This is a genomic window from Listeria ivanovii subsp. ivanovii, from assembly GCF_900187025.1.
GTDB lineage: Bacteria > Bacillota > Bacilli > Lactobacillales > Listeriaceae > Listeria > Listeria ivanovii.
Map to the genome: position 1 here is coordinate 2,422,382 of NZ_LT906478.1, position 22,675 is coordinate 2,445,056.

General features: G+C 37.2%; 26 protein-coding genes and 1 pseudogene. 14 read left to right on the plus strand and 13 right to left on the minus strand.

What is annotated here, in order from left to right; genetic code table 11:
• Positions 1-105: 105 nt before the first annotated feature.
• The 8 genes from CKV67_RS11975 to mnhG all read left to right on the plus strand — a co-directional run bounded on the left by CKV67_RS11975 (position 106) and on the right by mnhG (position 7,662).
• Positions 106-1,317 carry a lmo2377 family MFS transporter gene (locus CKV67_RS11975; protein ID WP_025280073.1) on the plus strand — a complete coding sequence of 404 codons (1,212 nt, stop codon included), beginning with the start codon at positions 106-108 and terminating at the stop codon, positions 1,315-1,317.
• A 356-nt stretch (positions 1,318-1,673) separates the two neighbouring features.
• Positions 1,674-4,082 (plus strand): Na+/H+ antiporter subunit A, encoded by a 2,409-nt coding sequence (locus tag CKV67_RS11980; RefSeq protein WP_014093612.1) that lies wholly within the window; start codon positions 1,674-1,676, stop codon positions 4,080-4,082.
• Entirely contained in the window at positions 4,066-4,491 is a 426-nt protein-coding gene (locus CKV67_RS11985) for a Na(+)/H(+) antiporter subunit B (RefSeq protein WP_014093613.1), read from the plus strand. The genes CKV67_RS11980 and CKV67_RS11985 overlap by 17 nt, the downstream gene beginning before the upstream one ends.
• Complete coding sequence (locus tag CKV67_RS11990) at positions 4,491-4,838, plus strand: Na(+)/H(+) antiporter subunit C (RefSeq protein ID WP_012986334.1); 348 nt, start codon at positions 4,491-4,493, stop codon at positions 4,836-4,838. The genes CKV67_RS11985 and CKV67_RS11990 overlap by 1 nt, the downstream gene beginning before the upstream one ends.
• Positions 4,831-6,315: a Na+/H+ antiporter subunit D gene (locus tag CKV67_RS11995; RefSeq protein WP_095075156.1), complete on the plus strand. Its 1,485-nt coding sequence runs from the start codon at positions 4,831-4,833 to the stop codon at positions 6,313-6,315. The genes CKV67_RS11990 and CKV67_RS11995 overlap by 8 nt, the downstream gene beginning before the upstream one ends.
• Positions 6,316-6,321: 6 nt before the next feature.
• Positions 6,322-6,801, plus strand: coding sequence for a Na+/H+ antiporter subunit E (locus tag CKV67_RS12000; RefSeq protein ID WP_003720692.1), 480 nt, complete (start codon positions 6,322-6,324; stop codon positions 6,799-6,801).
• A complete protein-coding gene (locus CKV67_RS12005; protein ID WP_003749336.1) occupies positions 6,798-7,085 on the plus strand; it encodes a Na(+)/H(+) antiporter subunit F1 in 288 nt (95 codons plus the stop codon). Before CKV67_RS12000 ends, CKV67_RS12005 begins: the two co-directional genes overlap by 4 nt.
• Positions 7,069-7,662, plus strand: a complete 594-nt coding sequence (gene mnhG, locus CKV67_RS12010; protein ID WP_014093615.1) for a monovalent cation/H(+) antiporter subunit G — start codon at positions 7,069-7,071, stop codon at positions 7,660-7,662. Before CKV67_RS12005 ends, mnhG begins: the two co-directional genes overlap by 17 nt.
• Positions 7,663-7,685: 23 nt before the next feature.
• Here mnhG and menI read toward each other — a convergent pair whose 3' ends face one another.
• Positions 7,686-8,075, minus strand: a complete 390-nt coding sequence (menI, locus tag CKV67_RS12015) for a 1,4-dihydroxy-2-naphthoyl-CoA hydrolase MenI (protein WP_014093616.1) — start codon at positions 8,073-8,075, stop codon at positions 7,686-7,688.
• A 128-nt stretch (positions 8,076-8,203) separates the two neighbouring features.
• Between menI and CKV67_RS12020 the strand changes: the two genes are divergently transcribed.
• Positions 8,204-8,674, plus strand: coding sequence for a divergent PAP2 family protein (locus CKV67_RS12020; RefSeq protein ID WP_014093617.1), 471 nt, complete (start codon positions 8,204-8,206; stop codon positions 8,672-8,674).
• A 66-nt stretch (positions 8,675-8,740) separates the two neighbouring features.
• Here CKV67_RS12020 and CKV67_RS12025 read toward each other — a convergent pair whose 3' ends face one another.
• Positions 8,741-9,592 carry an aldo/keto reductase gene (locus tag CKV67_RS12025; protein WP_014093618.1) on the minus strand — a complete coding sequence of 284 codons (852 nt, stop codon included), beginning with the start codon at positions 9,590-9,592 and terminating at the stop codon, positions 8,741-8,743.
• Positions 9,593-9,911: 319 nt separating this feature from the next.
• On the opposite strand from CKV67_RS12025, the gene CKV67_RS12030 reads away from it, so the two are divergent.
• Positions 9,912-11,141 carry a chloride channel protein gene (locus tag CKV67_RS12030; RefSeq protein WP_014093619.1) on the plus strand — a complete coding sequence of 410 codons (1,230 nt, stop codon included), beginning with the start codon at positions 9,912-9,914 and terminating at the stop codon, positions 11,139-11,141.
• A 39-nt stretch (positions 11,142-11,180) separates the two neighbouring features.
• On the opposite strand, the gene CKV67_RS12035 is transcribed toward CKV67_RS12030, so the two are convergent.
• From CKV67_RS12035 to CKV67_RS12045, 3 genes are all read right to left on the minus strand, one after another.
• Complete coding sequence (locus tag CKV67_RS12035; RefSeq protein ID WP_014093620.1) at positions 11,181-11,810, minus strand: cyclic nucleotide-binding domain-containing protein; 630 nt, start codon at positions 11,808-11,810, stop codon at positions 11,181-11,183.
• Between the two features lie 177 nt (positions 11,811-11,987).
• Positions 11,988-12,806 (minus strand): YwqG family protein, encoded by an 819-nt coding sequence (locus CKV67_RS12040; RefSeq protein ID WP_014093621.1) that lies wholly within the window; start codon positions 12,804-12,806, stop codon positions 11,988-11,990.
• Positions 12,807-12,890: 84 nt separating this feature from the next.
• On the minus strand, positions 12,891-14,102 hold the full coding sequence (locus CKV67_RS12045; RefSeq protein ID WP_014093622.1) for an NAD(P)/FAD-dependent oxidoreductase: 1,212 nt from the start codon (positions 14,100-14,102) through the stop codon (positions 12,891-12,893).
• A gap of 449 nt (positions 14,103-14,551) precedes the next feature.
• On the opposite strand from CKV67_RS12045, the gene CKV67_RS12050 reads away from it, so the two are divergent.
• Entirely contained in the window at positions 14,552-15,547 is a 996-nt protein-coding gene (locus tag CKV67_RS12050) for an NAD(P)/FAD-dependent oxidoreductase (RefSeq protein ID WP_014093623.1), read from the plus strand.
• Positions 15,548-15,634: 87 nt separating this feature from the next.
• Entirely contained in the window at positions 15,635-16,264 is a 630-nt protein-coding gene (locus CKV67_RS12055; RefSeq protein WP_025280076.1) for an SDR family oxidoreductase, read from the plus strand.
• 50 nt (positions 16,265-16,314) lie between these two features.
• Here the strand turns inward: CKV67_RS12055 and CKV67_RS12060 are convergent, their stop codons facing one another.
• From CKV67_RS12060 to CKV67_RS14645, 3 genes are all read right to left on the minus strand, one after another.
• Complete coding sequence (locus CKV67_RS12060) at positions 16,315-16,548, minus strand: YuzB family protein (RefSeq protein ID WP_003749359.1); 234 nt, start codon at positions 16,546-16,548, stop codon at positions 16,315-16,317.
• A 22-nt stretch (positions 16,549-16,570) separates the two neighbouring features.
• The gene (locus CKV67_RS12065; RefSeq protein ID WP_003720704.1) at positions 16,571-16,897 is read right to left on the minus strand and encodes a YuzD family protein; all 327 of its coding nucleotides are present in this window, start codon (positions 16,895-16,897) and stop codon (positions 16,571-16,573) included.
• A 241-nt stretch (positions 16,898-17,138) separates the two neighbouring features.
• A complete protein-coding gene (locus CKV67_RS14645; RefSeq protein WP_102037889.1) occupies positions 17,139-17,270 on the minus strand; it encodes a hypothetical protein in 132 nt (43 codons plus the stop codon).
• 163 nt (positions 17,271-17,433) lie between these two features.
• On the opposite strand from CKV67_RS14645, the gene CKV67_RS12070 reads away from it, so the two are divergent.
• Together CKV67_RS12070 and CKV67_RS12075 are read left to right on the plus strand one after the other, a co-directional pair.
• Entirely contained in the window at positions 17,434-17,670 is a 237-nt protein-coding gene (locus CKV67_RS12070; RefSeq protein WP_003749364.1) for a NifU family protein, read from the plus strand.
• Between the two features lie 113 nt (positions 17,671-17,783).
• Positions 17,784-18,284 carry a phosphatidylglycerophosphatase A family protein gene (locus CKV67_RS12075; RefSeq protein ID WP_025280077.1) on the plus strand — a complete coding sequence of 167 codons (501 nt, stop codon included), beginning with the start codon at positions 17,784-17,786 and terminating at the stop codon, positions 18,282-18,284.
• Positions 18,285-18,307: 23 nt separating this feature from the next.
• Here CKV67_RS12075 and CKV67_RS12080 read toward each other — a convergent pair.
• From CKV67_RS12080 to CKV67_RS12100, 5 genes and pseudogenes are all read right to left on the minus strand, one after another.
• A pseudogene (locus CKV67_RS12080) lies at positions 18,308-19,617 on the minus strand (hemolysin family protein).
• Between the two features lie 34 nt (positions 19,618-19,651).
• The gene (locus CKV67_RS12085; protein WP_014093626.1) at positions 19,652-20,095 is read right to left on the minus strand and encodes a GNAT family N-acetyltransferase; all 444 of its coding nucleotides are present in this window, start codon (positions 20,093-20,095) and stop codon (positions 19,652-19,654) included.
• Between the two features lie 51 nt (positions 20,096-20,146).
• A complete protein-coding gene (locus CKV67_RS12090) occupies positions 20,147-20,914 on the minus strand; it encodes a TIGR01457 family HAD-type hydrolase (RefSeq protein ID WP_014093627.1) in 768 nt (255 codons plus the stop codon).
• Positions 20,915-20,933: 19 nt separating this feature from the next.
• Positions 20,934-21,209 carry a YutD family protein gene (locus CKV67_RS12095; protein WP_003720710.1) on the minus strand — a complete coding sequence of 92 codons (276 nt, stop codon included), beginning with the start codon at positions 21,207-21,209 and terminating at the stop codon, positions 20,934-20,936.
• On the minus strand, positions 21,206-22,594 hold the full coding sequence (locus CKV67_RS12100) for a bifunctional metallophosphatase/5'-nucleotidase (protein ID WP_025280078.1): 1,389 nt from the start codon (positions 22,592-22,594) through the stop codon (positions 21,206-21,208). Before CKV67_RS12100 ends, CKV67_RS12095 begins: the two co-directional genes overlap by 4 nt.
• Positions 22,595-22,675: the final 81 nt, after the last annotated feature.

The following is a 22,675-nucleotide window of genomic DNA, read 5'->3' on the forward strand; positions in this document are numbered from 1 at the left end:
TTTAACCAAAAATGCACTTCCTTCACTTTATTTTTCATTCGCTACCTTTTATTCTATAATGAAAAGGTGAGTTTTAACAATAATACGAATAGAGATGATTTTTTTATGACAACAAGAAAGAGAAATTTGTACATTTTAATGGTTGCTAATCTACTGATGTCAGCCAGTATGACGATGATTATGCCTTTTTTGTCGCTCTATATCGAAACATTTGGCGACTATAGTGATTCTTATGTCCAAAGGTGGGCAGGTTATATTTTCGGGGTTACTTTTTTAGTGGCTTTTATTTTTTCTCCTATTTGGGGACGAATTGGGGATAAACATGGCTATAAAGGTATATTAATTTTAACTTCTTTCGGTTTAGCGATTTGTATTTTCTTGATGGGATTTGCACATTCGGTTACTTATTTGTTGATTTTGCGGATTTTCATGGGAGTTGTTACGGGATTTATTGGTGTTAGTAATGCTTTTATTGCGAGACAAACTCCTAGACATGAAGCTGGAAAAATTCTTGGTACACTGCAGCTTGGGGGTGTAACCGGAATGCTATTTGGACCGTTAATTGGTGGAGCGATGGCGGATTTATTTGGTTTCAAAGATACTTTTACCATTACTGGGATCGCGATGATGCTCGCAGCACTACTTGTCGCTTTTGGTGTAAAAGAAATTCGCACAGACGAACAAAAAGAAGCCGCAAAAGTAGTTTACTCAAGACGTGCTGTTTTAAAACAAATATTCACGCTTCGGGTTCTCTTCACCGTGATGATTATTACTGCACTTATTCAAATTGCTAATTTTAGTGTTCAACCACTGTTGGCACTTTATGTGGGTGATATGACCCAATCAGATAATATAGCATTCTTATCTGGTCTGGCATTTTCTGCGACTGGTTTTGGGAATTTAGTAATGACACGAAAATGGGGGCAACTTGGGGATAAATATGGCTATGAGAAGATTTTAAATATCCTTTTAATTATGGCTGCTATTTTTGTTATTCCACAAGCTTTTGCAACAAATCTATGGGTATTTATTTTTTTCCGATTCTTGTTTGGGATTGCAATTGGCGGCATGGGCCCTTGTACAACGGCATATATTCGCCTCGCAGCGCCTGGTGTGATGCAAGGGGAGATGCTCGGTTACAATCAAAGTGCTAGGTTCTTAGGAAATGTTATCGGTCCAATTCTTGGCGGTACGCTTGCTGGTTATACCGGCATTCCTAGCGTTTTCCTTTTTATGAGCTTCATGTTTTTTGTGGCATTTTTCGTTTTACTTTATGCGCTTCACTCCGACCGAAAACGTCATGTCAATGTCGATTAAATTTTAGCAAATCTAAGTTTTTCTTAGGCTTGCTTTTTTTATTCTTCCTATTTAATTGTTTTTTTTAATAGACAAATTGATTTAGAAAGTTAAGTTTTCCACCTTTTTTTCAGACAAAAAAGTATGTTATAATAAAAAATATAAAAAGTACGGCGGATTATTTAAGGTACTTCAAGAATGGTAATGTTATAAAAGTAGTGAATTTTTATGATTTAGTTCGACTTCTTACTATTTGGGGTTACGTTTAGATTTCATTAAATGTAAGTACTTGCTTAAAAAACAATGATTTTCCTGTTTTTATTTTCCTCATTTCAGGAGGACTTTCCGTATAAAAAATCTTCGAGGGGGAGCCGATTTTGTCATTTCTTCATCTAGCAATTCTTTTGCCATTCATTGTGGCATTCTTAATTCCACTATTTTATCGGTGGACAAAGCAAATTCACACTGGCTGGCTAGTACTTCCGATTCCAGTGATCCTATTTATTTATTTCTTAACTTATATCCCAAAGACGATGGACGGGGCAACGGTTGTTTCGATGCCTTGGATTCCACGACTTGGGATTAATTTTACGGTAGTTGTAGATGGGCTTAGTTTGCTATTCGCACTACTGATTACAGGGATTGGATCACTTGTTACGTTTTACTCCATTTATTATTTAGGAAAGAAAAAAGAGCGACTTAGCAATTTTTATACTTTCTTATTTATTTTCATGACCGCCATGCTTGGGGTTGTTCTTAGTGATAATTTGATTGTCCTGTATCTTTTCTGGGAGTTAACTTCGATTAGTTCCTTCTTATTGATTGGTTACTGGTATCATAGAGAGCGCTCACGTTATGGTGCTCGTAAATCAATGATGATTACCGTATTTGGTGGTTTGATGATGCTTGGAGGATTTATTTTACTCCATATTATGAGCGATTCTTACTCGATTCGAGCAATTATCCAAGATGCTGATGTTATTAGTCAAAGTAGTTTATTCATTCCGGCAATGATTCTTGTCTTGCTTGGTGCTTTTACAAAATCAGCTCAAGTACCATTTCACATTTGGCTACCAGATGCAATGGAAGCACCGACTCCTGTTAGTGCATACTTGCATTCAGCGACGATGGTAAAAGCGGGGATTTATATTGTTGCTCGATTTACTCCATTATTTGCAAGTTCTGGTGTTTGGTTTTGGACGGTTTCACTTGTCGGGATTACCACGCTCTTCTGGGGCTCCATTAATGCTACGAAGAAGAATGACTTAAAAGCAATTCTAGCTTACTCGACAATTAGCCAACTCGGAATGATTATGGCATTACTTGGAATCGGGGCAGCTTCCCTTCACTTTGATACGTTAAGTGATGATATTTATGTGATAGCCATTGTCGCTGCTGTTTTCCACTTATTCAACCATGCCACATTTAAAGGTAGTTTGTTCATGATGGTCGGAATTGTCGATCATGAAACAGGAACACGTGATATCCGGCGACTAGGTGGTTTAATGAGAATTATGCCGATTACGGCGACTATTGCTTTCATTGGAACATTTTCGATGGCTGGGATTCCACCTTTTAATGGATTCTTAAGTAAAGAGATGTTTTTTGAAAGCATGGTAAATATTACACATTTGCAGTTGTTTGACGCAAGTACTTGGGGTGTTATCCTTCCTGTTATTGCTTGGGTTGCTAGTGTGTTTACCTTTGTTTATAGCATGATTATTTTCTTCAAAACCTTTACTGGAAAAGTGAAGCCTTACTTACTTCCGAAAAAACCGCATGAAGCTTCCTTTGGCTTACTTTTACCTCCGATTATTTTATCCGCTTTTGTGGTAATCATTGGTCTATTCCCAGGGTTAATTGCTGAGCCAATTTTAGAACCAGCAGTTAGAGCGATTGTTCCAGGACTTAATACGGACTTTTCGATTCATATTAGTATGTGGCATGGATTTACGCCTGCACTTCTGATGACGTTCGGTGTTGTGATTGTTGGAGTAATCTTATTCCTAACACATAAATACTGGAAACCGTGGATTACAACTCGTGTTCCAAAAGTGCTAAGAATTGGAAAAGCCTATGATAATGGTATGTTTTATTTGGAACAAGGCTCCTACCGCATGACGATGTTTATTATGACTGGTTGGCTGAGAACTTATTTAAATTACATGCTATCCGCCTTTATTTTGATGATGGCTTCAGCAATGATTTTCACGCAGGCAATTGATTTCAACTTCACTACCATGACAAGAGTAACTGTAGTGGATTTTGTTTTAGCGGCTGTTATTCTAGTTACCTTAGTTGGGATTGTTTTCTCTAAATCAAGAATCACATCGATTATCTTGCTTGGGGCGATGGGCTACACGATTAGTATTTTCTTCGTTATCTCTAGAGCACCTGATCTTGCTTTAACACAACTTATTATTGAAACGATTTCGGTAGTACTTTATCTGCTCGTTTTCTATCATCTACCACAATTCAGTAATATTGAAGAAAAGCCAAAATGGTTATCGCTTAAGACGTTTTTAAGTATCGGGGTTGGCGTCATTATTACACTAGTCTCCCTATCTGCTTATAACACGACTTTCTATGATTCAATTTCGAAATACTATATTGATAATGCTTACGTGGAAGCTGCTGGTAAAAATATTGTTAATGTGATCTTAGTAGATTTCCGTGGTTTTGATACGATGTTTGAAACAGCCGTTCTTTCGATTGCCGCGATTGGTATTTATGCAATGATTAAATTACGTCTGACGAAACGAGGTGAAAATGATGAAAACGAATGACGTTCTTCTTAGAAATGTGACGAAAGTAGTTGCTTTCATTATTTTCTTATTCTCACTTCATCTATTCTTTGCGGGTCATTACAACCCTGGTGGTGGATTTGTTGCTGGGCTAACGACGGCGGGCGCTATTACATTGACATTACTTGCCTATGATACGAAAACAGTCGCAAGTATGTTAAATATTAATACGATTATGCTTACGGGTATCGGGCTAACTTTTGCGCTTGGTACAGGTATGATTGGCATTTTTACTGGCAATCCTTTCTTGACTCACAAATTTGGTCATGTGGATTTGCCCATTTTAGGGGATACTGCGCTACACACGGCGACACTTTTCGACCTTGGTGTTTATCTTGTGGTTGTCGGTGTAACGCTTACGATAATTCAAACGATTGGAGAGAGTGACTAATGGAACTATTAATGTCTATATTAATCGGCTTAATTTTTGCCGCTGCGGTCTATTTAATTCTCTCTAAAAGTTTGTTGCGAATCATTATCGGAACGGCTGTCCTCAGTCATGGTGTTAACTTACTTGTACTGACGATGGGCGGCTTAAAAAAAGGTCGTGTTCCGATTCTTGGGACGGAAGGGTCTGGTGTGTACAATGACCCGCTTCCACAGGCCCTTATTTTAACTGCAATTGTTATAAGCTTTGGTGTAACTGCCTTTTTCCTTGTTCTTGCTTATAGAGCGTATCAGGAGCTTGATAGCGAGAGCGTATCCAAGACGAGAGGACATGAAGCCGATGATGAATAATTTAATTTTAATGCCGATTCTAATTCCTTTTTTGGGAGCCATTGTTTTAATGTTACTCCCGAGAAAAGTTATTATACAACGAATTTTCGCTCTGATTTTTAGTGGTATCTTGGTTGTTGCCTCCTTTTTCCTCGTATTTTACGTTCGGGAAAACGGAATTACTACCCTTAATATTGGGAACTGGGCTGCTCCTTTTGGAATTACAATGGTTGGTGACATGTTCGCCATCTTACTAACAGCAACAACGAGTATCATACTTTTCTGTGTAGTCTTATATTCCTTCTATACAATCGGAAAACCGCGTGAGAAATTCCTTTACTATCCTGCAATGCTCTTTATGATTGTTGGAGTTAATGGTTCGTTTCTAACGGGCGATATTTTTAATATGTTTGTTTTCTTTGAAGTAATGTTAATGGCGTCTTATGTGTTACTCGTAATCGGAGGGACACAAGTACAATTAAAAGCAACCATTAAATACTTGCTAATTAATGTAGTTGGTTCAGGATTTTTCGTTGTAGCCATCGCCTTGCTGTACTCAATGATTGGAACGTTAAATATGGCGGATATTTCGCAAAAAATTTCTGATTTAAATGGCGCCAATACTGGAATGATAAGCGTTGTCGCGGTTCTTTTCTTGTTCGTCTTTGGGCTTAAAGCTGGCCTGTTTCCGCTTTACTTCTGGCTTCCAGGATCTTACTTTGCTCCTCCAATTCCAGTTCTTGCACTTTTCGGTGGTCTTTTGACAAAGGTTGGTGTTTATGCGATTATTCGAACCTATACTTTATTCTTTAGTTCACTGACAGATTTTGTTGTACCTTTACTTGGAATACTGGCGATAGTTACCATTATCCTCGGCGTCATTGGGGCAATGAGTTATTATGATATGAAGACTATCGTAATTTACAATATTATGATTGCCATTGGTGTGATTTTGTTTAGCGTTTCGATTATGACACGTGAATCTATGACTGGCGCGGTATTTTACTTAATTCATGATATGATAATTAAAGCGGCCCTCTTTCTAATTGTTGGAATTGTAATGGCAATTACTGGTTACTCCAGCGTGAAGAAATTCAGTGGTTTAATGAGTGTGAAGTCGTCACTTGGTTGGATTTTCTTTATCGCTACTTTAGGTCTTTCCGGGATTCCTCCTCTGAGTGGATTCATTGGTAAACTTTTGATTGTCGAAGGGGCTTTCTCAACTGGTCAAATTGCTGGTGGCATAATCATACTACTTTCTAGTTTATTCGTTCTTATGTCATTAATTAAAGTCTTTACAAAAGGTTTCTGGGGAGAGAAAAAAGGAGTATTCAATTTACAAATTCCTTATAAAAAAATGCTCATTCCAGTCCTTATCTTATTAACTATTTCGATTGCATACGGAGTGTTTAGTAACGCAATTTATCCGTTTATTGAACAAGCGGTTGATCCACTTGTTGATCCTTCTGTTTATATTCATGCGGTGTTAAAGGAGTGATAAAAGATGGCTTTTCAACTTATTCTTAATATAATACTTGCTTGTTTGTGGATGTTTCTTGAGTCATCATTTAGTTTTGCGACATTTATCATTGGCTTTATCATCGGGATATTCTTATTACTTTTTATGCGACGCTTTCTTGGGTCCCGGTTTTACATATTCCGGTTGTTCGCTTTAGTCAAATTAGTATTCCGCTTCTTACATGATTTAATTGTTTCGACTATTCATGTTAGCCGGATTGTCCTGAAAAAAGATATGAATATTCGTCCAGGTATTTTCAGATATGATACAACGCTTGAAACTGACTGGGAAGTAACGATGCTAGCTTTACTAATTACATTAACCCCCGGGACACTTTCGATAGATATTTCGGATGATTACAAAGCAATTTATGTTCATTCTCTTCATGTTCCAAATATTGAGGAAGAAATTGCTACTATTCGTAAGTCTTATGAAGGCGCGATTATGGAGGTGTTCCACGGATGATTATTCAAATTGCCTTATCCATTGGTTTGCTACTATATTCGATTTCCACATTCTTATACCTTTACCGAATTTTAAAAGGACCGACCACTTCAGACAAAGTAGTAGCGCTTGATTCTATCGGAATGAACCTGGTTGCGATTGTTGCCCTACTGTCGATGTTTTATGATACTAATGCCTTTTTAGATGTTATTTTACTTATCGCTTTACTTGCATTTATTGGAACAGTTTCCTTTGCCAAATTTATTGAGAAAGGGAAGGTGATTGACCGTGAACGTGATAATTGAAATTATTATTTCCGTGATGATTCTAATCGGTGGTTTGCTTAGTATTCTTGCCGCGATTGGTGTTATTAGACTCCCTGACGTATATACTAGAACTCATGCTGCGGGGATTAGCAATACTTTTGGAGTTAGTTTGTTGCTATTTGCTACAGTTGGTTACTTTTTCCACTCAGGAGAAGGTTTTAATGCTCGGGTACTACTCGCTATCCTATTCATCTTTTTAACAACTCCTGTAGCCTCTCACTTGATTAACCGTGCCGCTTACGATACAGGCGTCCCCCTTGCGATTCGAATTCGTGACCAATTACGTTCAGTGAAAAAAGATGACATCAAGAAGAAGAAAAGCCTAATTATTCGCCAAGAACAAATTGAAAAAGCACGACAAGAGCGTGAAGAACTTGAGGAACGAATGGAATGGGAACGGCGTGAAGAAAAAATTGATGAGCGTGAAGATAAAGAAGAAGAACAGCGCGAACGTGATGAACAAACGATTGAAGAACAGTCGGATGATTCTGAGCATGAAATTATCGAGCAGGATGAAAGTGAAACAGAAGAAGACGAAGATAGATTTGAGAAATAAAACAAGCATGGCACGAGTTTTTATTACTCTCGGCCATGCTTTTCGTTTCGTTTCTTTTTCACCGCTATCGTACATCTACTAATACAGATTAACTTATCTGCCTCGTCAGTAATTTTAACTTCCCATACTTGGGTGCTTTTTCCAAGGTGAACTGCCTCCGCGGTTGCAGTGATTAGACCATCTTTTTTAGAAGCAAGGTGATTAGCATTAATTTCTAAGCCAAAGACTATTTCGCCTGATTCGATTGATTTTGCCGCCCCAATACTTGCGGCATGCTCTGCTAATACCACGGAAACTCCACCATGCAAATAGCCAAATGGTTGATGTACTTTTTCGGTTACTTCTAACTGAACTATCGCTTTTCCTTTTTCTACTGAAATAATTTGAATGCCAATTGTTTCTTGAAGTCCCATATGTTCCCTTCTTTCCGATTTTGATTTATACTTCATTATATAAGAGTTAGAAGAAAAATTCTATATTTCGTTCTTTATGAGATTTGTTGTGGTAAAATAAAAATAGACTATTTGACAGGAGAGATTTGATGTCGATATTTATGAATACACCATTAATTGCATCCATTTTTGCGATTATTTTTGCACAAGTTGTTAAAGTTCCAATACATATACTTGTGTACCGAAAGTTCAACATGGGACTGATGTTTTCTACTGGTGGCATGCCTAGTTCTCATTCAGCTGCTGTAACTGCTTTAATGACTACTATTGCAATTGAAAATGGCTTGAATTCTCCTTACTTCGCTATTTCTGTTGTTTTTGGAATCATTGTTATGTTTGATGCGACAGGTGTTAGGAGACAAGCCGGAGAACAAGCTGTGGTTTTAAACAAATTAGTTAGTGATTTCCAAGGTTTTGTAGAGCATGCGAAAGGGCTTGCTGCACCTGAACAAGAAGAAAAAACGAAGCATCTCAAGGAATTACTTGGTCATAAGCCAATGGAAGTTTTCTTTGGAGCTTTGACTGGGATTATAATTGGAATTATTTCAGAGTTTTTTTAATAACCAAAAGCTGGCTAATCGCCAGCTTTTTACCTTTCCAGAAATAATAACATACCTATTCCTTTATTATACGTTTAATTTACGGCTTGCCATCCAGCGAATCATATCTGGATCGGCATGAGAGAAGAACTGGCTTTCACCTTCATTCAAAGTAGCAATTGCTACTTTATCGTATTCTGTTAACTCAAAATCAAATATCGCTAAATTTTCTTTCATCCGTTCTGGTTTCACGGATTTTGCAAGCGTGATAATATCTTTCTCTACTAACCAGCGAAGAATCACTTGTGCTACTGACTTATTATATTTTTCTCCAATGTTTACTAAGATTGGATTACTAAATATATTATTTTTACCTTCTGCAAATGGTGCCCAAGCTTCTGGCATAATTCCTTCTGCTTTTAATGCTTCAATATTCTTCGTCTGTTGTTGGAATGGATTAATTTCGATTTGATTCACTTGCGGAACGATTTCGTTAAATTCAGCAAGATCCACTACCTTATCAACTGCAAAATTAGAAACACCTATTGCCCGGATTTTTCCTTCTTTTTGTAGTTCTTCCATCGCTAGCCAAGCACCATAAACATCATTAAAGGGTTGATGGATAAGTAATAAATCCACATAATCTAAACCAAGACGTTTTAAAGAACGCTCAAAGGAAGAAATTACCCCTTGATAGCTCGTGTTTTCCACCCAAACTTTTGTTGTAATAAAGAGCTCCTTCCGGTCGACTCCTGAACTTGCAATACCTCTTCCAACCGCTTCCTCATTCATATAACTTTGCGCTGTATCAATGTGTCGATAACCCGCTTTGATTGCTTCTTTTACCGCTGTTTCGGCTTCAGATGGATCTGTAATTTGAAATGTACCAAATCCTAAAATTGGTATTTCTACCCCATTATTTAATTTAACAGTTTTCATAAAACATCCTCCTCATTCGTTAAAACCTTTACTATATTTATCTTCTGTATTTACTATAAACCTTGAAGCGCACTCCAATGCAAGAGAAAACTCTTATAAAAGCATGGAAAAAGTAGTATAATAGTTGTACTTACTGTTTATTTTTCTGTTTTTACGGGAATCAAACAGCAAATTCTATTTTTATTTAAATACTCCTTTGTTTTAACTCGATAAGATAGTCAATGATCCATCTACAAAATGACGCTTCTTTTTGAAAGAAGCGTCATTTTGTAGATGGGCTAAATATACATAGCAATAGCTTGATAAGGAGTTGAAACACATGAAAAAATTAACATTTATTTTCGGGATTTATACGCTTGTTCTAGGACTTTTAGTAGGAGCAATTGCGGCTTTTTTCCTTGGTTTAGTACACTTTTCTACTGAATTTTTATGGACTTACTTGCCTGAGCAGCTTCAGTCGCCATGGTATTACCCGCTAATAATGGGATTGATTGGTGGATTATTCGTGGGGATTCTCCAACTTAAATTTGGTGGTTACCCTCATTCCATGCACGAAAATATGGCTGAATTAAAACGCACTGGTCGGATTGAATATAAGAACCGGCTACTGAAAACAATAGTAACTGCTTGGATTATTCTTTCTTTCGGAGCAAGCGTGGGGCCAGAAGCAGCTTTAATTGGTATTGTTGGTAGTAGTACTACTTGGATTATCGATCATTTAAAAGTATCCGCTAGTCGTAAAGAAGAATTAATTAGCCTAAGTATCGGGGCAATTATCTCCAGTATTTTCCTCTCTCCATTCAGCGGACTTGCAGAGGAAATTGATGATAGTACGCAAGCAAAAAAAGTCCCGAAAAAATCGAAATTAGTTTTATCAATTTTAATTTCATTTAGCGCACTGGCATCTTTTCTGTGGTTGAAATCATTTATGAAAATGCCCGCAAGTATTTTTGCAATTCGTTTACCTGATGCAGGTTGGTCGTGGTGGTTTGCTATTTTATTTATTCCTATGATTATTTTAGGTTGGTTGTTTAGTATTTATTTTGAGCAACTTCAAGTTTACATAGCTAAAGCCCTTTCTTTCATCAAAAACAAAATGATACTAGCTCTAATTGGTGGTTTAAGCATTGGTATATTTGGTATTATTTCTTATTACTTATTATTTTCTGGTGAGCATCAATTAATTGAAATAACTAAAACTGTTCAAGCGTTTTCTATTTTAACCTTACTTATTATCGCTCTTTTAAAACCAGTATTAGTTGGTATTTGTTTAGCTACCGGTTGGAAAGGCGGGGCAATTTTTCCTGCGATTTTCTCCAGTAGTGTGATGGGTTATTTAGTAACAGTTTGGTTAGAGGGTCCTACGGGATTCTTAATTACTGTTTTTGTTGCTGCTAGCTGTACAAAAATTATTGGTAAACCAGTATTAACGGCTTCGATCTTACTATTTGTCTTCCCACTACAGTTCTTCCCTTTCATTCTATTAACTGCATTTATCGTTAATAAAAATTGGTGGGCGAGTTTTAAAAAGCTAACACAGCAAAATTAAACACCAAGGAGCTCGTCCTTGGTGTTCCTAGCTGTAGTATTAATTTTCTTTTTTAATATAAAATATTCCTTTTTTTTCTTTTAAGATTTCTTTATCAATAAGAAGTAACAGTTTTTCATTTAATAGTTTACGAGATATTTTGCCGTACTTGGCCATTTTCATTTTGTTAATGTATTTTGGAATTTCTTGATAACCATTTTCGCTTTTAATATCTAGTTTTTCACAGAGATATTGTAAGGCATAGACGATTCTATCTTCAGCGGATAAATCGTATTTAATTAACTCATTATACAAATTTTTATTATTTACTAAGGTAGCTTCTAAAAGCCATTCCATATAGGATGGCTTATTTGTTGCGTAGTTTAGAAAGTACTCCCTATTAACAAAAACGAGAGCGACTTCCGTGTCACAAACTAAGTGCAATTCGTTTTCCCCACTAATTGCCGCGACTTGTTGATTGATTATATCGCCATTTGAAAAGAAATGAAGGATTTGAAATTTTTTATTCTCCACATGAAGAATTCCATTTGTAATAATGATGAACTCATCTAAAAATATTTCTCCTTTGATAATTTTATTTTTAGAGAATTTTTCGCAGCGGATCCATTTATCTTTTAATTTGTACTTATCTAATTCTGTAACCATTTCTTTCACTTTTTCATTATACAAATGTATCTCCTCCTACTAGTTTTACTAAGTTTAGCAGGATTGTAGGTATGCTATACGTGTATTTTACACACTATTTCAGTTGTTTTTCGTCTAATTTATTACAAAAAAAGCTTTAAAAAAAGAAAATTTACTCAAAAAAAGAAATTCTCACCCATTAAATGGAGAGAATTTCTTTTTTCAGGAGCAATCCCAGTTATACATAATATTCGAAAAGTCCCGATTGATTAAATCTTGTTTGTTGATGAAAAAGTTCCCAACACCACAGTCGCCCCACATAATTGCCATCCGATTTTCTTCAAAATCTTCAGAAGCTAGTTGGAATAACAAGGTGTCATGATGCGGATCTTCTGTATAAACACGTGGATCTTCTTGTGTGAAAAATGGATAGCCGCCAAGTTGGCTTTCTTCTGGTGCCAGATTGAATAGTTCATCTGCTCTATCTTCATCCTCAGCGAAAATCAAATCCGCAAGTTCATAAAAATTATGGCCGAATTCATTTTTAAAATCATAGCTATCACTCAACAAAATTTGATCAGATACTTGGCCAGAAATTTTAAACTCGCCATTTACAACTGGATAAAAGTCGGTTTTCGCTACATCCGCAAAAAACGAATCTTGTTCTTCCGCTGTAAGACTTTCACTTCCTAAATCCTCAAAGAAAAATACCCGGAAATTCTCTTGTTTCGTCGGATTATCAAAATTAAGCCCTAATAAATCATCTTGATAATCAATATAGAATGCTAACAACCCAAATTCTGGATAGTTTTCCATTTGCGGCATTTCGGAAAAATTGATTTGTGCTAAAAGAGAGAGTGGCTTACCTTCGTCAGTCACTGGATAGCCTTGTTCTTTCGGCAAGTATCCGCGCCCACCAGCTTTACTTTGGAGTAATGATAGTGTTCCAGAATCTTTAAAATGTAATACCATTCGTTCTTTTTCTGTTTCTAAAAATCGTTCTGCCCATTCACTAGGGAGAATATCAAAAAGCTGTTCCATAAGTTGCCTTCTTTCTTTTTTTCTTAATTATAACATGAAAAAAGTGCAATATCTGATGAAACAAGATATTGCACTGCTTTGTTTTTATTTATAGAATTTGAATTTCCCTTTACTTGCTAAGACGCCTGAACCGCCGATTAATAAAAGAGCGCGGTCATCAATAACTTTTTTCATCACGGATGCTGGATAGCCTTTTAGATTTTTTCCAAAGACAACACCGATTGCGTCATTATCACCTAATGAGCAAACCGTTCCTTTTTCGTGATACACAAAATCTTCTAAATCTGTTTCGCCTTTTACTAATTTTGCTAAGTTCACTGCTGCTACGTCTGCTTGTTGCATAGCGATTTGAGCAGTTGGTGGGAATGGACGTTCATTCGCTGGGTTGATAATTAATGAACAGTCACCAACAATTAAAATTTCTTCATTACCCGGAACAGTAAGATTATTGTTTACTTTTACACGTCCTCGGCCAGCTTCAAAACCAGAAGCTTCAATAACACTATTGCCGCGAACTCCGGCAGCCCAAATAATCGTTGCTGCTTTAATTTCGCGAATTTCATTTTCACTTTCAGCATATTTTACGCCGTCAGCAGTAGCTTCTTTTACTGGTTTTCCAACATGAAACTCAACGCCACGATCTTCTAAAACGCCAACTCCATAATCCACTAATTTTGCATCAAATTGTGGTAATACTTTTGGAGCAGCTTCCATACAGAAAATGCGTACTTTCTCACGTGGTACATCATATTTTTTAACTAGTTCTGGAATACGATTAGTTAATTCCCCAAGAAACTCAATTCCAGTAAAGCCCGCTCCACCAACGATAATTGTTAGTAATTCATCACGAGGGTCTGTTTTCCATTTAGCAAATTGCGCTTCGATATGCGCACGAATTTTTTTCACTGATTCTACGCTTGTAATAGTAAAAGCATATTCTTTTAAACCACTGATTCCAAATGTTTCTGCTTCAGACCCGAGTGCAATTAATAAGTAGTCATAGCTGATATCGCCATTTGCATTTAGTGTGACTGTTTTTTCGTCTTTATTAATTTTTACTACAGTGTCTTGAATGAAAGTTGTTTTTGCTTCGTTAACAACTTTTTTAAGAGGATACATTAATTTTTCTGGTTCAATTGTTCCAGCGGCTGCCTCATGTAACCATGTCGTTTCATGATGATAGTCATTCTTATTCACTAGAACGATTTCGGCATCCAAGTTTCTTTGTTGTAATTTACGTAATGTTTTTAGTCCTCCGTATCCTGCTCCGAGAATGACAATTTTTGATTTACTCATCTGTTATCACATCTACTTTCCCTTATATTTTTCTTCACAAAAAAAATGGCATTAAGAATTCCTTACTGCACCTATGTAGATTGCGCTAAAAATCTACTGCAAACTATTTTAAAGCGAAACTGGTAAGTACCAATATATTCCCTTTTTCATAGCTTACAAACTATATCATAGACTTTTTTAGTGTCATTTTCAAGAAAGCGAACTTGCGGTTTTTAGCTTCTCGTGAACTCGGTTAGAGTGGTATACGATTTTATTCACAATACAGCTCTCTACTCACTTAGCTTTAGGAATTATCCTTCATTAAATCTATAATTGGTCTAGTTCATTTTTAGAATTTATTTCCTTCACACAATCCCGTAAGCATTCTTTTTAAGTAATTTATGCTAAAATATGCTTATTGCAACTTTAGCGATTTCATAAGGAATTTAGTACCTAGGGGGTGATGTATTTTGGATGAAAAAACAAAAATTTATGATATAACGATCATTGGTGGTGGACCGGTTGGGCTATTTTCGGCCTTTTATGCTGGAATGCGAAGTGCGAGTGTGAAAATAATCGAAAGTTTACCGCAATTAGGCGGGCAACTTTCAACGCTTTATCCTGAGAAATATATTTATGATATTCCGGGCTATCCATCGGTTCGCGCACAAGAACTTGTGAACAATCTAATTCAACAAATGAAACCATTCGAGCCAACTATTGCGCTAGAGGAAGCAGTTCAAAGTGTGGAAAAACAAGGGGATGGGACATTTGAAATCATCACAAAAAAAGATACACATTATAGTAAAGCAGTGATTATTACAGCTGGTAACGGAGCATTTGAACCAAGGCGTTTAGATCTTCCTGATGCAGAACAATATGAAGGCAATAGTATTCACTACTTTATTAATGATATAAGTCGTTTTTCTGGACGGCGTGTGGCGGTTTGCGGTGGTGGTGATTCCGCAGTAGACTGGGCACTTATGCTTGAAAAAGTAGCAAGTTCTGTCTCGATTATTCATAGACGTAATGCTTTTCGCGCACATGAACATAGCGTCGGCAATCTAGAAAAATCTTCTGTAAAGGTCAAAACACCATTCATCCCAACCGAAGTTCTTGGAGATGGAGACAAACTGACCCATATTACTTTGCAAGAAGTAAAAGGCGATACAATAGAAACACTAGAAATTGACGATTTTATCATTAATTACGGTTTTGTTTCCTCGCTTGGTCCTATCAAAAACTGGGGACTTGAGCTAGAACGCAATTCAATTATTGTAAATTCTAAAATGGAAACAAGTGTCCCAGGCATTTATTGCGCTGGCGATATTTGTACCTATGACGGTAAAGTAAAACTCATCGCAACCGGATTTGGGGAAGCACCAACTGCCGTCAATAATGCGATGAATTTCATTGATCCAAAAGCTCGCGTGCAACCGATGCATTCCACTTCTTTATTTGAATAATAACCAAAACCACGAGTTAACTTGTGGTTTTATTTTTTACTCACCGGGAAAAGTTATTTGTAGATATTTTTTAGGAGGAGATCACTAATGAATGTACTTGTAATTGGCGCGAATGGTAAAATCGGCCGTCATCTAGTAGAAAAACTTGCCATGGAAAAAGGTTTTTTTGTGCGAGCAATGGTGCGCAAGGCCGATCAAGTAGAAGGCCTTGAAAAACTTGGAGCAAAACCACTTATTGCAGATTTAAAAAAAGATTTTATTTACGCGTATGATGAAATAGAAGCAGTCATTTTCACAGCAGGATCTGGCGGTCATACACCTCCTGATGAAACAATCAAAATTGACCAGGATGGTGCAATTAAAGCGATAGACTTTGCGAAAGAAAGAGGCGTTCGTCGTTTTATCATCGTTAGTTCTTATGGAGCAGATGACCCAGAAAACGGACCAGATTCGCTCATTCATTATTTAAAAGCTAAAGCTAAAGCAGATGAAGCACTAAAAAGAAGTGGACTCGATTACACTATCGTTCGGCCGGTTGGACTTTCTGATGAAGCTGGAACTGGCAAAGTCACGAATGTTTCCGGTGCGCCAAAAACATCAATTCCGCGCGAGGATGTTGCTTCTTTTATCACAGAAGCTTTATCGCAAAAATCCAGTATTCATCAAACCTACACCATCGAAAGTGGCGAAACACCGATTACCAAATTTTTCAGTTAATAAAAAAGCGATGATGCCAATTTTAACGGCTCATCGCTTCTTCTATATTATTAAAACGGATTCTCTTCCAAAAATGTATAGATATTCGCCACTAGTTCATCCGGCGTTTCTCCCCGAACTACTTCTCCGTCTACTAAAGCAAACAAGCTAGTTGCGCATAAATCACAGTAAGTTAGACAATCATATTCAATCACATCTAAACTATCATCCGCGTCCAATTTTGCAAATGCAGCATCTGCTCCACTAGCTAAATTATTCACGCAAAACTCCACAATAGGATTCATTCTTTCTTGCCTCCTAGAAATCTTACATTGTCGCTGAGTAGCCTCGATCCGTCATTACTTGATAGATATCTTTTAACCGCGGATTACCTTCTGCGATAATTTCCCCATCAACCACTATGACTGGATACATATAGTCCTCATCTACAATTTTATTCGCTATATCTCTAATCTCCGTTTCACTCGGCGGATTAAAAATATCCACATACTCAACTACAAATGGCTGCCCGGAAAACTTCCTTCCAATCGCCGCCCGAAGCCATTCCTCTGTTTCTTTCGAGGATGGCGCTCCAACACAACTTGCACAAATAGTCGTTGAACCATATACATATAATTTTGCTTCATTTACCATCACGCTTCACCTCACTATCATTGTACAAAAACCTGCCTCAAAAAGCGACTAAGCTGTTTCACTTTAGCATAACTATTAAATTTCATAAATTTTTATAAAGCTATGAATTGACACAAATTTCTAGATATATTATAATATTTCCAATACATTGCATTTCTTTAATGCTTTGATGTATTAGTTAAACAAAATATCATTTGGTTGTACCCGTGATTTCACGGTCAACATATAAGTAACACTCCCTTTAACAATTGGGCGCGCAACCCAATTGTCTTTCAACCTTACCAGTTGAAAGAGCACGTTCCTTTCTGAGCCTTAGGAACGTGTTTTTGTTTGGCCCGTTCGAAGCAAAGCGAGTTACGGGCCAAATATACATGCGAGCAACGCGAACATGTAATCCTTCCGTGCCTCTCACTCCATAAACTTAGCCTACCTAATTCCAGATCGTTCCAAACAAAAAAAACAATCTCTTCCCATTTCCCATTATCCTGTTATAATAGAAAATATAATAACTCCGCACGAAAGGAGAGCTATTTCCTATGGAAGAAATAAGTTATGCCGAAGTTGATAAAGCTTTAAAAAAATTCCGTCCCTTCCTAGTCCGTGATGGCGGCGATTATGAACTTGTGGAAGTAACTCCAGACGGCACCGTGAAAATCAAGTTACTTGGCGCTTGCGAAACTTGTCCAAGTTCTGATATGACTTTAAAGATGGGAATTGAGCTAACTTTAGCTGAAAAAATTATCGGATTCAAAGAAGTAGTGCAGGTTTTTTAAACAAGCATTTATTAGCGGCCTACTACAACGGTTGCTATTTTTGTATGAACATGTTTAGAATTCCTATAAACGTCTATCATACAATATACATACAAGAATTAGGAGGTTAAAAAATGGTAGAAAAACAAAGTGCCTTAGAATCAAAAGCCCGTAGCTGGCTTATCGAACGAGGTGTAGAAATAGATGATATTGCAGAACTCGTTTTATTTTTACAACAAAAGTATCATCCTGGATTAGAACTCGAAATTTGTCGTCAAAATGTGGAGCATGTTCTTCGCAAACGAGAAGTTCAAAATGCTGTTTTAACAGGCATACAGCTAGATGTAATGGCAGAAAAAGGCGAACTCGTCCAACCACTCCAAAATATTATTAGTGCTGATGAAGGTCTTTATGGCGTCGATGAAATCCTTGCACTTTCGATCGTCAATGTATATGGCTCGATTGGTTTCACTAATTACGGTTATATTGACAAAGTAAAACCAGGTATTCTAGCAAAACTTAACGAACATGATGGAAAAGCTGTTCATACATTTTTAGATGACATTGTCGGCGCTATTGCCGCTGCTGCTGCAAGTCGTCTTGCTCATAGTTATCATGACGATATCGTAAACTAACAAAAACCAGTAAAATCGGGAGACTAGTCCTCTGATTTTACTGGTTTTTTTCATTCCATTTCACTTCTACTTGGCGAATCGAGTTTTTATTCATCGAGCGAACAATAAAACGATAACCTTCATATTCCATTTCGTCTCCAGCTTCTAAATCAAATCGTTCTAATAACATCCATCCAGACAAAGTATGAACCCCTGGACTATCAATTGGAATTCCTAGCGCCTCTTCCACATCAAGTAGTGGTTCAGACCCAGCCATAATAAAATGGTTTGTCGCTACTTTTCGAATTCCTTTTGGCCCTTTTGCTTCTTCCATGTCCCCTACAATTACTTCCATGATGTCTTCTAAAGTCACAATTCCCGCTGTCCCGCCATATTCATCTGTCAAAACAGCAAAAGGCTCACTTTCTTGTTGCATTTTAACAAGTAATTCTTCTAAAGCTATTCCCTCAAATACTTCTAAAATAGAACTAATGAATGGTTTAATCGGTTTATCCATAATAGCTTCATCTTTACCAAGTCCCGCCATTACAGCACTGACCCGAAGCATGCCAACAATATGATCCTTATCGTCATCTTCCATTACAGGAAAAATATGGTATGTATGTTCTGAAGTTAGTTGCAATAAATCTCGTACTGTCGCTGTTTGATCAATAGCAATCATTGACATTCGCGGTATCATCACTTCTTTTGCTGGAACATCACTAAGCTTAAAAATATTTTTCATATAACGAAATTCTTGAGGATTAAGTAAGCCTTGTCTGTAACTATCTTCAAAAATAATTTTTAGTTCCGTTGGAGTCATTTGGTCCGCATCATCCGTTTGTTTCACTCCAAACATCCGCGTAATCAAATTGGCCGAATTATTTAATAACCAGTTAAGTGGAAATGTCACTCGATACCAATAAACAAGCGGTCTAGCAATAAACAGCGCTACTTTTTCTGTACTTTGAATGGTAAATGTTTTTGGCGCAAGTTCCCCGAGAACGACATTTAGAAAAGTAATCAATATAAATGAAACAAAAATTGAAATCGGTTTTTCAAGCGATTCTGATAATGGCAACATTTGAAATAATGGTTCAAGCCAGCCCCGCATGGTTGCTTCTCCGACCCACCCCATTGCTAGAGCAGCGAGCGTGTTTCCTAATTGGCAAGCGGCTAAGTAGTCATTCATATTGGAAGTTACTTTTTTGACATATTTTGCGCGTGGATTGTCCGTTGCTAGCAGTTGCAATACAGTTGGTTTCCTAATCGCTACAATCGCAAATTCACTCGCAACAAAAAAGGCTGTCGCTGCAATTAAAAATATCACAAAAAAATCATTAAAAATGTCCATTCCACATTCTCCTTATCTACTGCCTTTCTTTCTCTTAACGTTCGAACCACAAATCAGCAACTGCTTCCCCGTCGATAATTTCACCCGTTTTTACAAAGCCATATTTCGCATAAAATTTTTCAGCAATACTATTTTCTGGTTCATAAGACAAGCGAAGACGTGCTGGTTTTTCAGGGAGTTTTTTTACTTTTTCAATAATTTGCACCAGCGCATCCCCACCGTAGCCTTTACCTTGATGTTCTTTACCAGTCATAAAACGAACGAGCCAGAATTCCCCGTCGTCTGTGTCCATCCCGTACATTGCGTAGCCCACTGGTGTATTATCCGCGTAAATGACGAGCGAATGATAGGTTTCTTCCAAACTTGCTTCGATAATCGAATACCAATTTTCTGCTACAAATGTTTTTTGGTGTGGGTGTACTTCTAATTTAGCTGTGTCGTGAAAATTATCTTTCGTTAACTTTTGAATCGAAACCATTAGTTCTCCCCCTTTTCATTGATAAAAAAAGAGCAGAAAAATTCCGCTCTTCTAGTTAATTTCCCAATCAGTTAACTTAGTCACAGCATAAGTTGGCTGGATTTTCTTTGTCATTAGCGCTACTTTTGAAGTAAAACCGGTGTGAACGATGAGCGTGTCCATGCCGTAATTAATTCCTGCCAAAATATCTGTTTCGTAGTTATCGCCAACCATTATTGCTTCGTCTTTCGTTACACCAAGTTTTGCGAGTGCTTGTTCCATGATAATCGGCTCTGGCTTTCCAATAAAGATGGGTGCTGTTTCTGTTGCTACGGAAACGACAGATGTGATCGAACCATTTCCTGGAAGCAAACCGCGCTCTGTCGGGATTGCCGCATCGCCATTCGTGGAAATAAACATTGCACCACCTCGAACTGCAAGAGCTGCTTTCGCAAATTTTTCATAATCGACTTCTCGGTCAAGTCCAACGACAACAAAAGCAGGATTACTAGAAGTTATTTCAAATCCATTATCTGTCAGTTCTTGTTTTATTCCACGTTCTCCGATAACATAAACCGTTTTTTCGCGTTTTTGCTCTAGCATAAATTGGACAGTTGCTTGGGAAGTAGTAAAAACATCCTCACTAACTGCTTGAATTCCCATATCAGTTAAATGTTCCGCCACTTGTCCAGGTGTCTTTGTAGAGTTATTGGTTACAAATAAATAAGGAAGTCCAGCGCGTTTTAAGTTTTCAACAAAAATAATCGCTTCTGGAATTACTTCGGCACCACGATACATGGTTCCGTCTAAATCAATTAAATAAGCTTGATAATTTTTCAATTTCTGACTACCTCATTTACTATTTTACTTTTTTTATCACAAAATACGCACACCCAAAGTTGCAGTATTCATAGATATATTCTTTTAAGGTACTAATCTTATTGTCATAAGCCGCTTTGCGATTTTCATCATCGAAAAAACCTTTTAATCTAAGTTGGTCATAACCCCAATCACCTACAATATAGTCATACCTCCCAAGGATGTCGCTAAATCGTTCATTTAACTTTTCTTCATCAAAAGCATCGCGATAATTGGTGATTATCTCATAATTTAAATCTTGAATTGTAATCGTCACTTGTTTTCCTCCTGTCCATACATTTCCTTGAGTTTCCACTTTAAAATATCTCGGAGTAACTCTGGTGTATATACTTCTTTTCGTTTTATTTGTTTCACAATTGGGAAAAACGGGGCGAATACAAAAGTATCGTGTGTAGCTATTCGGTATTCCCGATTTTTATCAATTGGTTTATTATCAAAAAGGGCTATTTGTTTCACTGGGTCAAATCCAGCTCGGTCCATCAAAATAGTGCCAAAAAACTCGCCACGAAAACCAAATCCTCGTAATGGAATATCCCTAAGTTCTGCTTTTTTTCGGTAAATCCCAGCAATCAGTATTTCTAATTCCTCGCCTGCCATTGTTAGTGCAATCGCATTAAGTGGATGAGGCAACATTTGGTGAATATCAAAGGCAGTTACAATCCCAGCCTCAAAGTCGGTCATAAAAATCCCTGCGTTCATAACAAATGTCTCCGCGCCAGTCCATTCACAAACGGCATCATTTAAAATATGAGCAATTTCGGAGTCATCAAACCAATTATGCGCTAACTTTTCGGGAATCGCAACTACTTTTTCGGTGAGTTCGTCTCGACCTTTTTCAAAATAAGCTTGAATTTCGTTTGCCTCATTTGGAACAGCTGGCAAGTCTTCGGTTTTAAAAGTGGTCGCAGTTTTAGAAAGGATGTGATTATCGTCGTCTAGCTCGATATCGACTTTACCAACATATTCGCCCCATCTTCCGGCAGCAGCAAGCAAAGCATTCCCTTCCAATTTTCCGTTTTCAAGTAGATGGTGTGTATGTCCCCCTAAAATAATATCGACTTCAGGAATTTCAAGTGCAATTCGTTCGTCAGTTGGCAGTCCTAGATGGCTCAGCATAATAACCAAGTCGGTTCCTTGTTCCAAGCCAGCAATTTGTTTTTTTATCGCACGCATTGGTTCCTCGATTCCCCAGCCCATTTCTTCATAATACTCTTTAAAGGGAGCTGTGGCACCAATGATGGCTATTTTTATTTGATTTATTTCTTTATATACAATCGACTTCACCCAGTCTGGTTGTTTCGTTCTTGCTTTATCGGCAAAGAAGTTACAACAAACAACTGGAAAAACGGCATGTTTATATAAATTTTCTAAGTCTTCATGTGCTAAAGTCGTTCCTTCATTATTTCCAAATGTCACCGCATCATATGGTAATTGATTGAGTAAATCAGTATTAGCAAGGCCATTTGTTCCTTCAGTAAGCGGATGAACCCGGTCCAAAAAATCGCCAATATCGAAAAATAACACTGACTTACCTTCTTCATCAGCTGTAGATCGTTTCTCTTTTAGAAAGGTAAAAATTCGTGGCCAATGTTCCAAGTGACTATGAACATCATTTGTATGCCATAAAGTTAAATGTTTCATTAATCCACCCCACTCCTCACTATCCCTATTGTAGCTTAAATCTACTTTTTTTACACGTGATGGGGTTGCATGAATCGCCTG

Bases quoted from the DNA above. Each gene is read 5' to 3' on its own strand.
- CKV67_RS11975 (WP_025280073.1), top strand. From the start codon at position 106: ATGACAACAAGAAAGAGAAATTTGTACATTTTAATGGTTGCTAATCTA.
- CKV67_RS11990 (WP_012986334.1), top strand. From the start codon at position 4,491: ATGGAACTATTAATGTCTATATTAATCGGCTTAATTTTTGCCGCTGCG.
- CKV67_RS12070 (WP_003749364.1), top strand. From the start codon at position 17,434: ATGGAAGAAATAAGTTATGCCGAAGTTGATAAAGCTTTAAAAAAATTC.
- CKV67_RS12000 (WP_003720692.1), top strand. From the start codon at position 6,322: ATGGCTTTTCAACTTATTCTTAATATAATACTTGCTTGTTTGTGGATG.
- CKV67_RS12045 (WP_014093622.1), bottom strand. From the start codon at position 14,102: ATGAGTAAATCAAAAATTGTCATTCTCGGAGCAGGATACGGAGGACTA.
- CKV67_RS12030 (WP_014093619.1), top strand. From the start codon at position 9,912: ATGAAAAAATTAACATTTATTTTCGGGATTTATACGCTTGTTCTAGGA.
- CKV67_RS12065 (WP_003720704.1), bottom strand. From the start codon at position 16,897: ATGGTAAATGAAGCAAAATTATATGTATATGGTTCAACGACTATTTGT.
- CKV67_RS12075 (WP_025280077.1), top strand. From the start codon at position 17,784: ATGGTAGAAAAACAAAGTGCCTTAGAATCAAAAGCCCGTAGCTGGCTT.
- CKV67_RS12040 (WP_014093621.1), bottom strand. From the start codon at position 12,806: ATGGAACAGCTTTTTGATATTCTCCCTAGTGAATGGGCAGAACGATTT.
- menI (WP_014093616.1), bottom strand. From the start codon at position 8,075: ATGGGACTTCAAGAAACAATTGGCATTCAAATTATTTCAGTAGAAAAA.
- CKV67_RS12005 (WP_003749336.1), top strand. From the start codon at position 6,798: ATGATTATTCAAATTGCCTTATCCATTGGTTTGCTACTATATTCGATT.
- CKV67_RS12085 (WP_014093626.1), bottom strand. From the start codon at position 20,095: ATGGTTTCGATTCAAAAGTTAACGAAAGATAATTTTCACGACACAGCT.
- CKV67_RS12060 (WP_003749359.1), bottom strand. From the start codon at position 16,548: ATGAATCCTATTGTGGAGTTTTGCGTGAATAATTTAGCTAGTGGAGCA.
- CKV67_RS12055 (WP_025280076.1), top strand. From the start codon at position 15,635: ATGAATGTACTTGTAATTGGCGCGAATGGTAAAATCGGCCGTCATCTA.
- CKV67_RS12020 (WP_014093617.1), top strand. From the start codon at position 8,204: ATGTCGATATTTATGAATACACCATTAATTGCATCCATTTTTGCGATT.
- CKV67_RS11995 (WP_095075156.1), top strand. From the start codon at position 4,831: ATGAATAATTTAATTTTAATGCCGATTCTAATTCCTTTTTTGGGAGCC.
- CKV67_RS12025 (WP_014093618.1), bottom strand. From the start codon at position 9,592: ATGAAAACTGTTAAATTAAATAATGGGGTAGAAATACCAATTTTAGGA.
- CKV67_RS11985 (WP_014093613.1), top strand. From the start codon at position 4,066: ATGATGAAAACGAATGACGTTCTTCTTAGAAATGTGACGAAAGTAGTT.
- CKV67_RS14645 (WP_102037889.1), bottom strand. From the start codon at position 17,270: ATGTATATTTGGCCCGTAACTCGCTTTGCTTCGAACGGGCCAAACAAA.
- CKV67_RS12100 (WP_025280078.1), bottom strand. From the start codon at position 22,594: ATGAAACATTTAACTTTATGGCATACAAATGATGTTCATAGTCACTTG.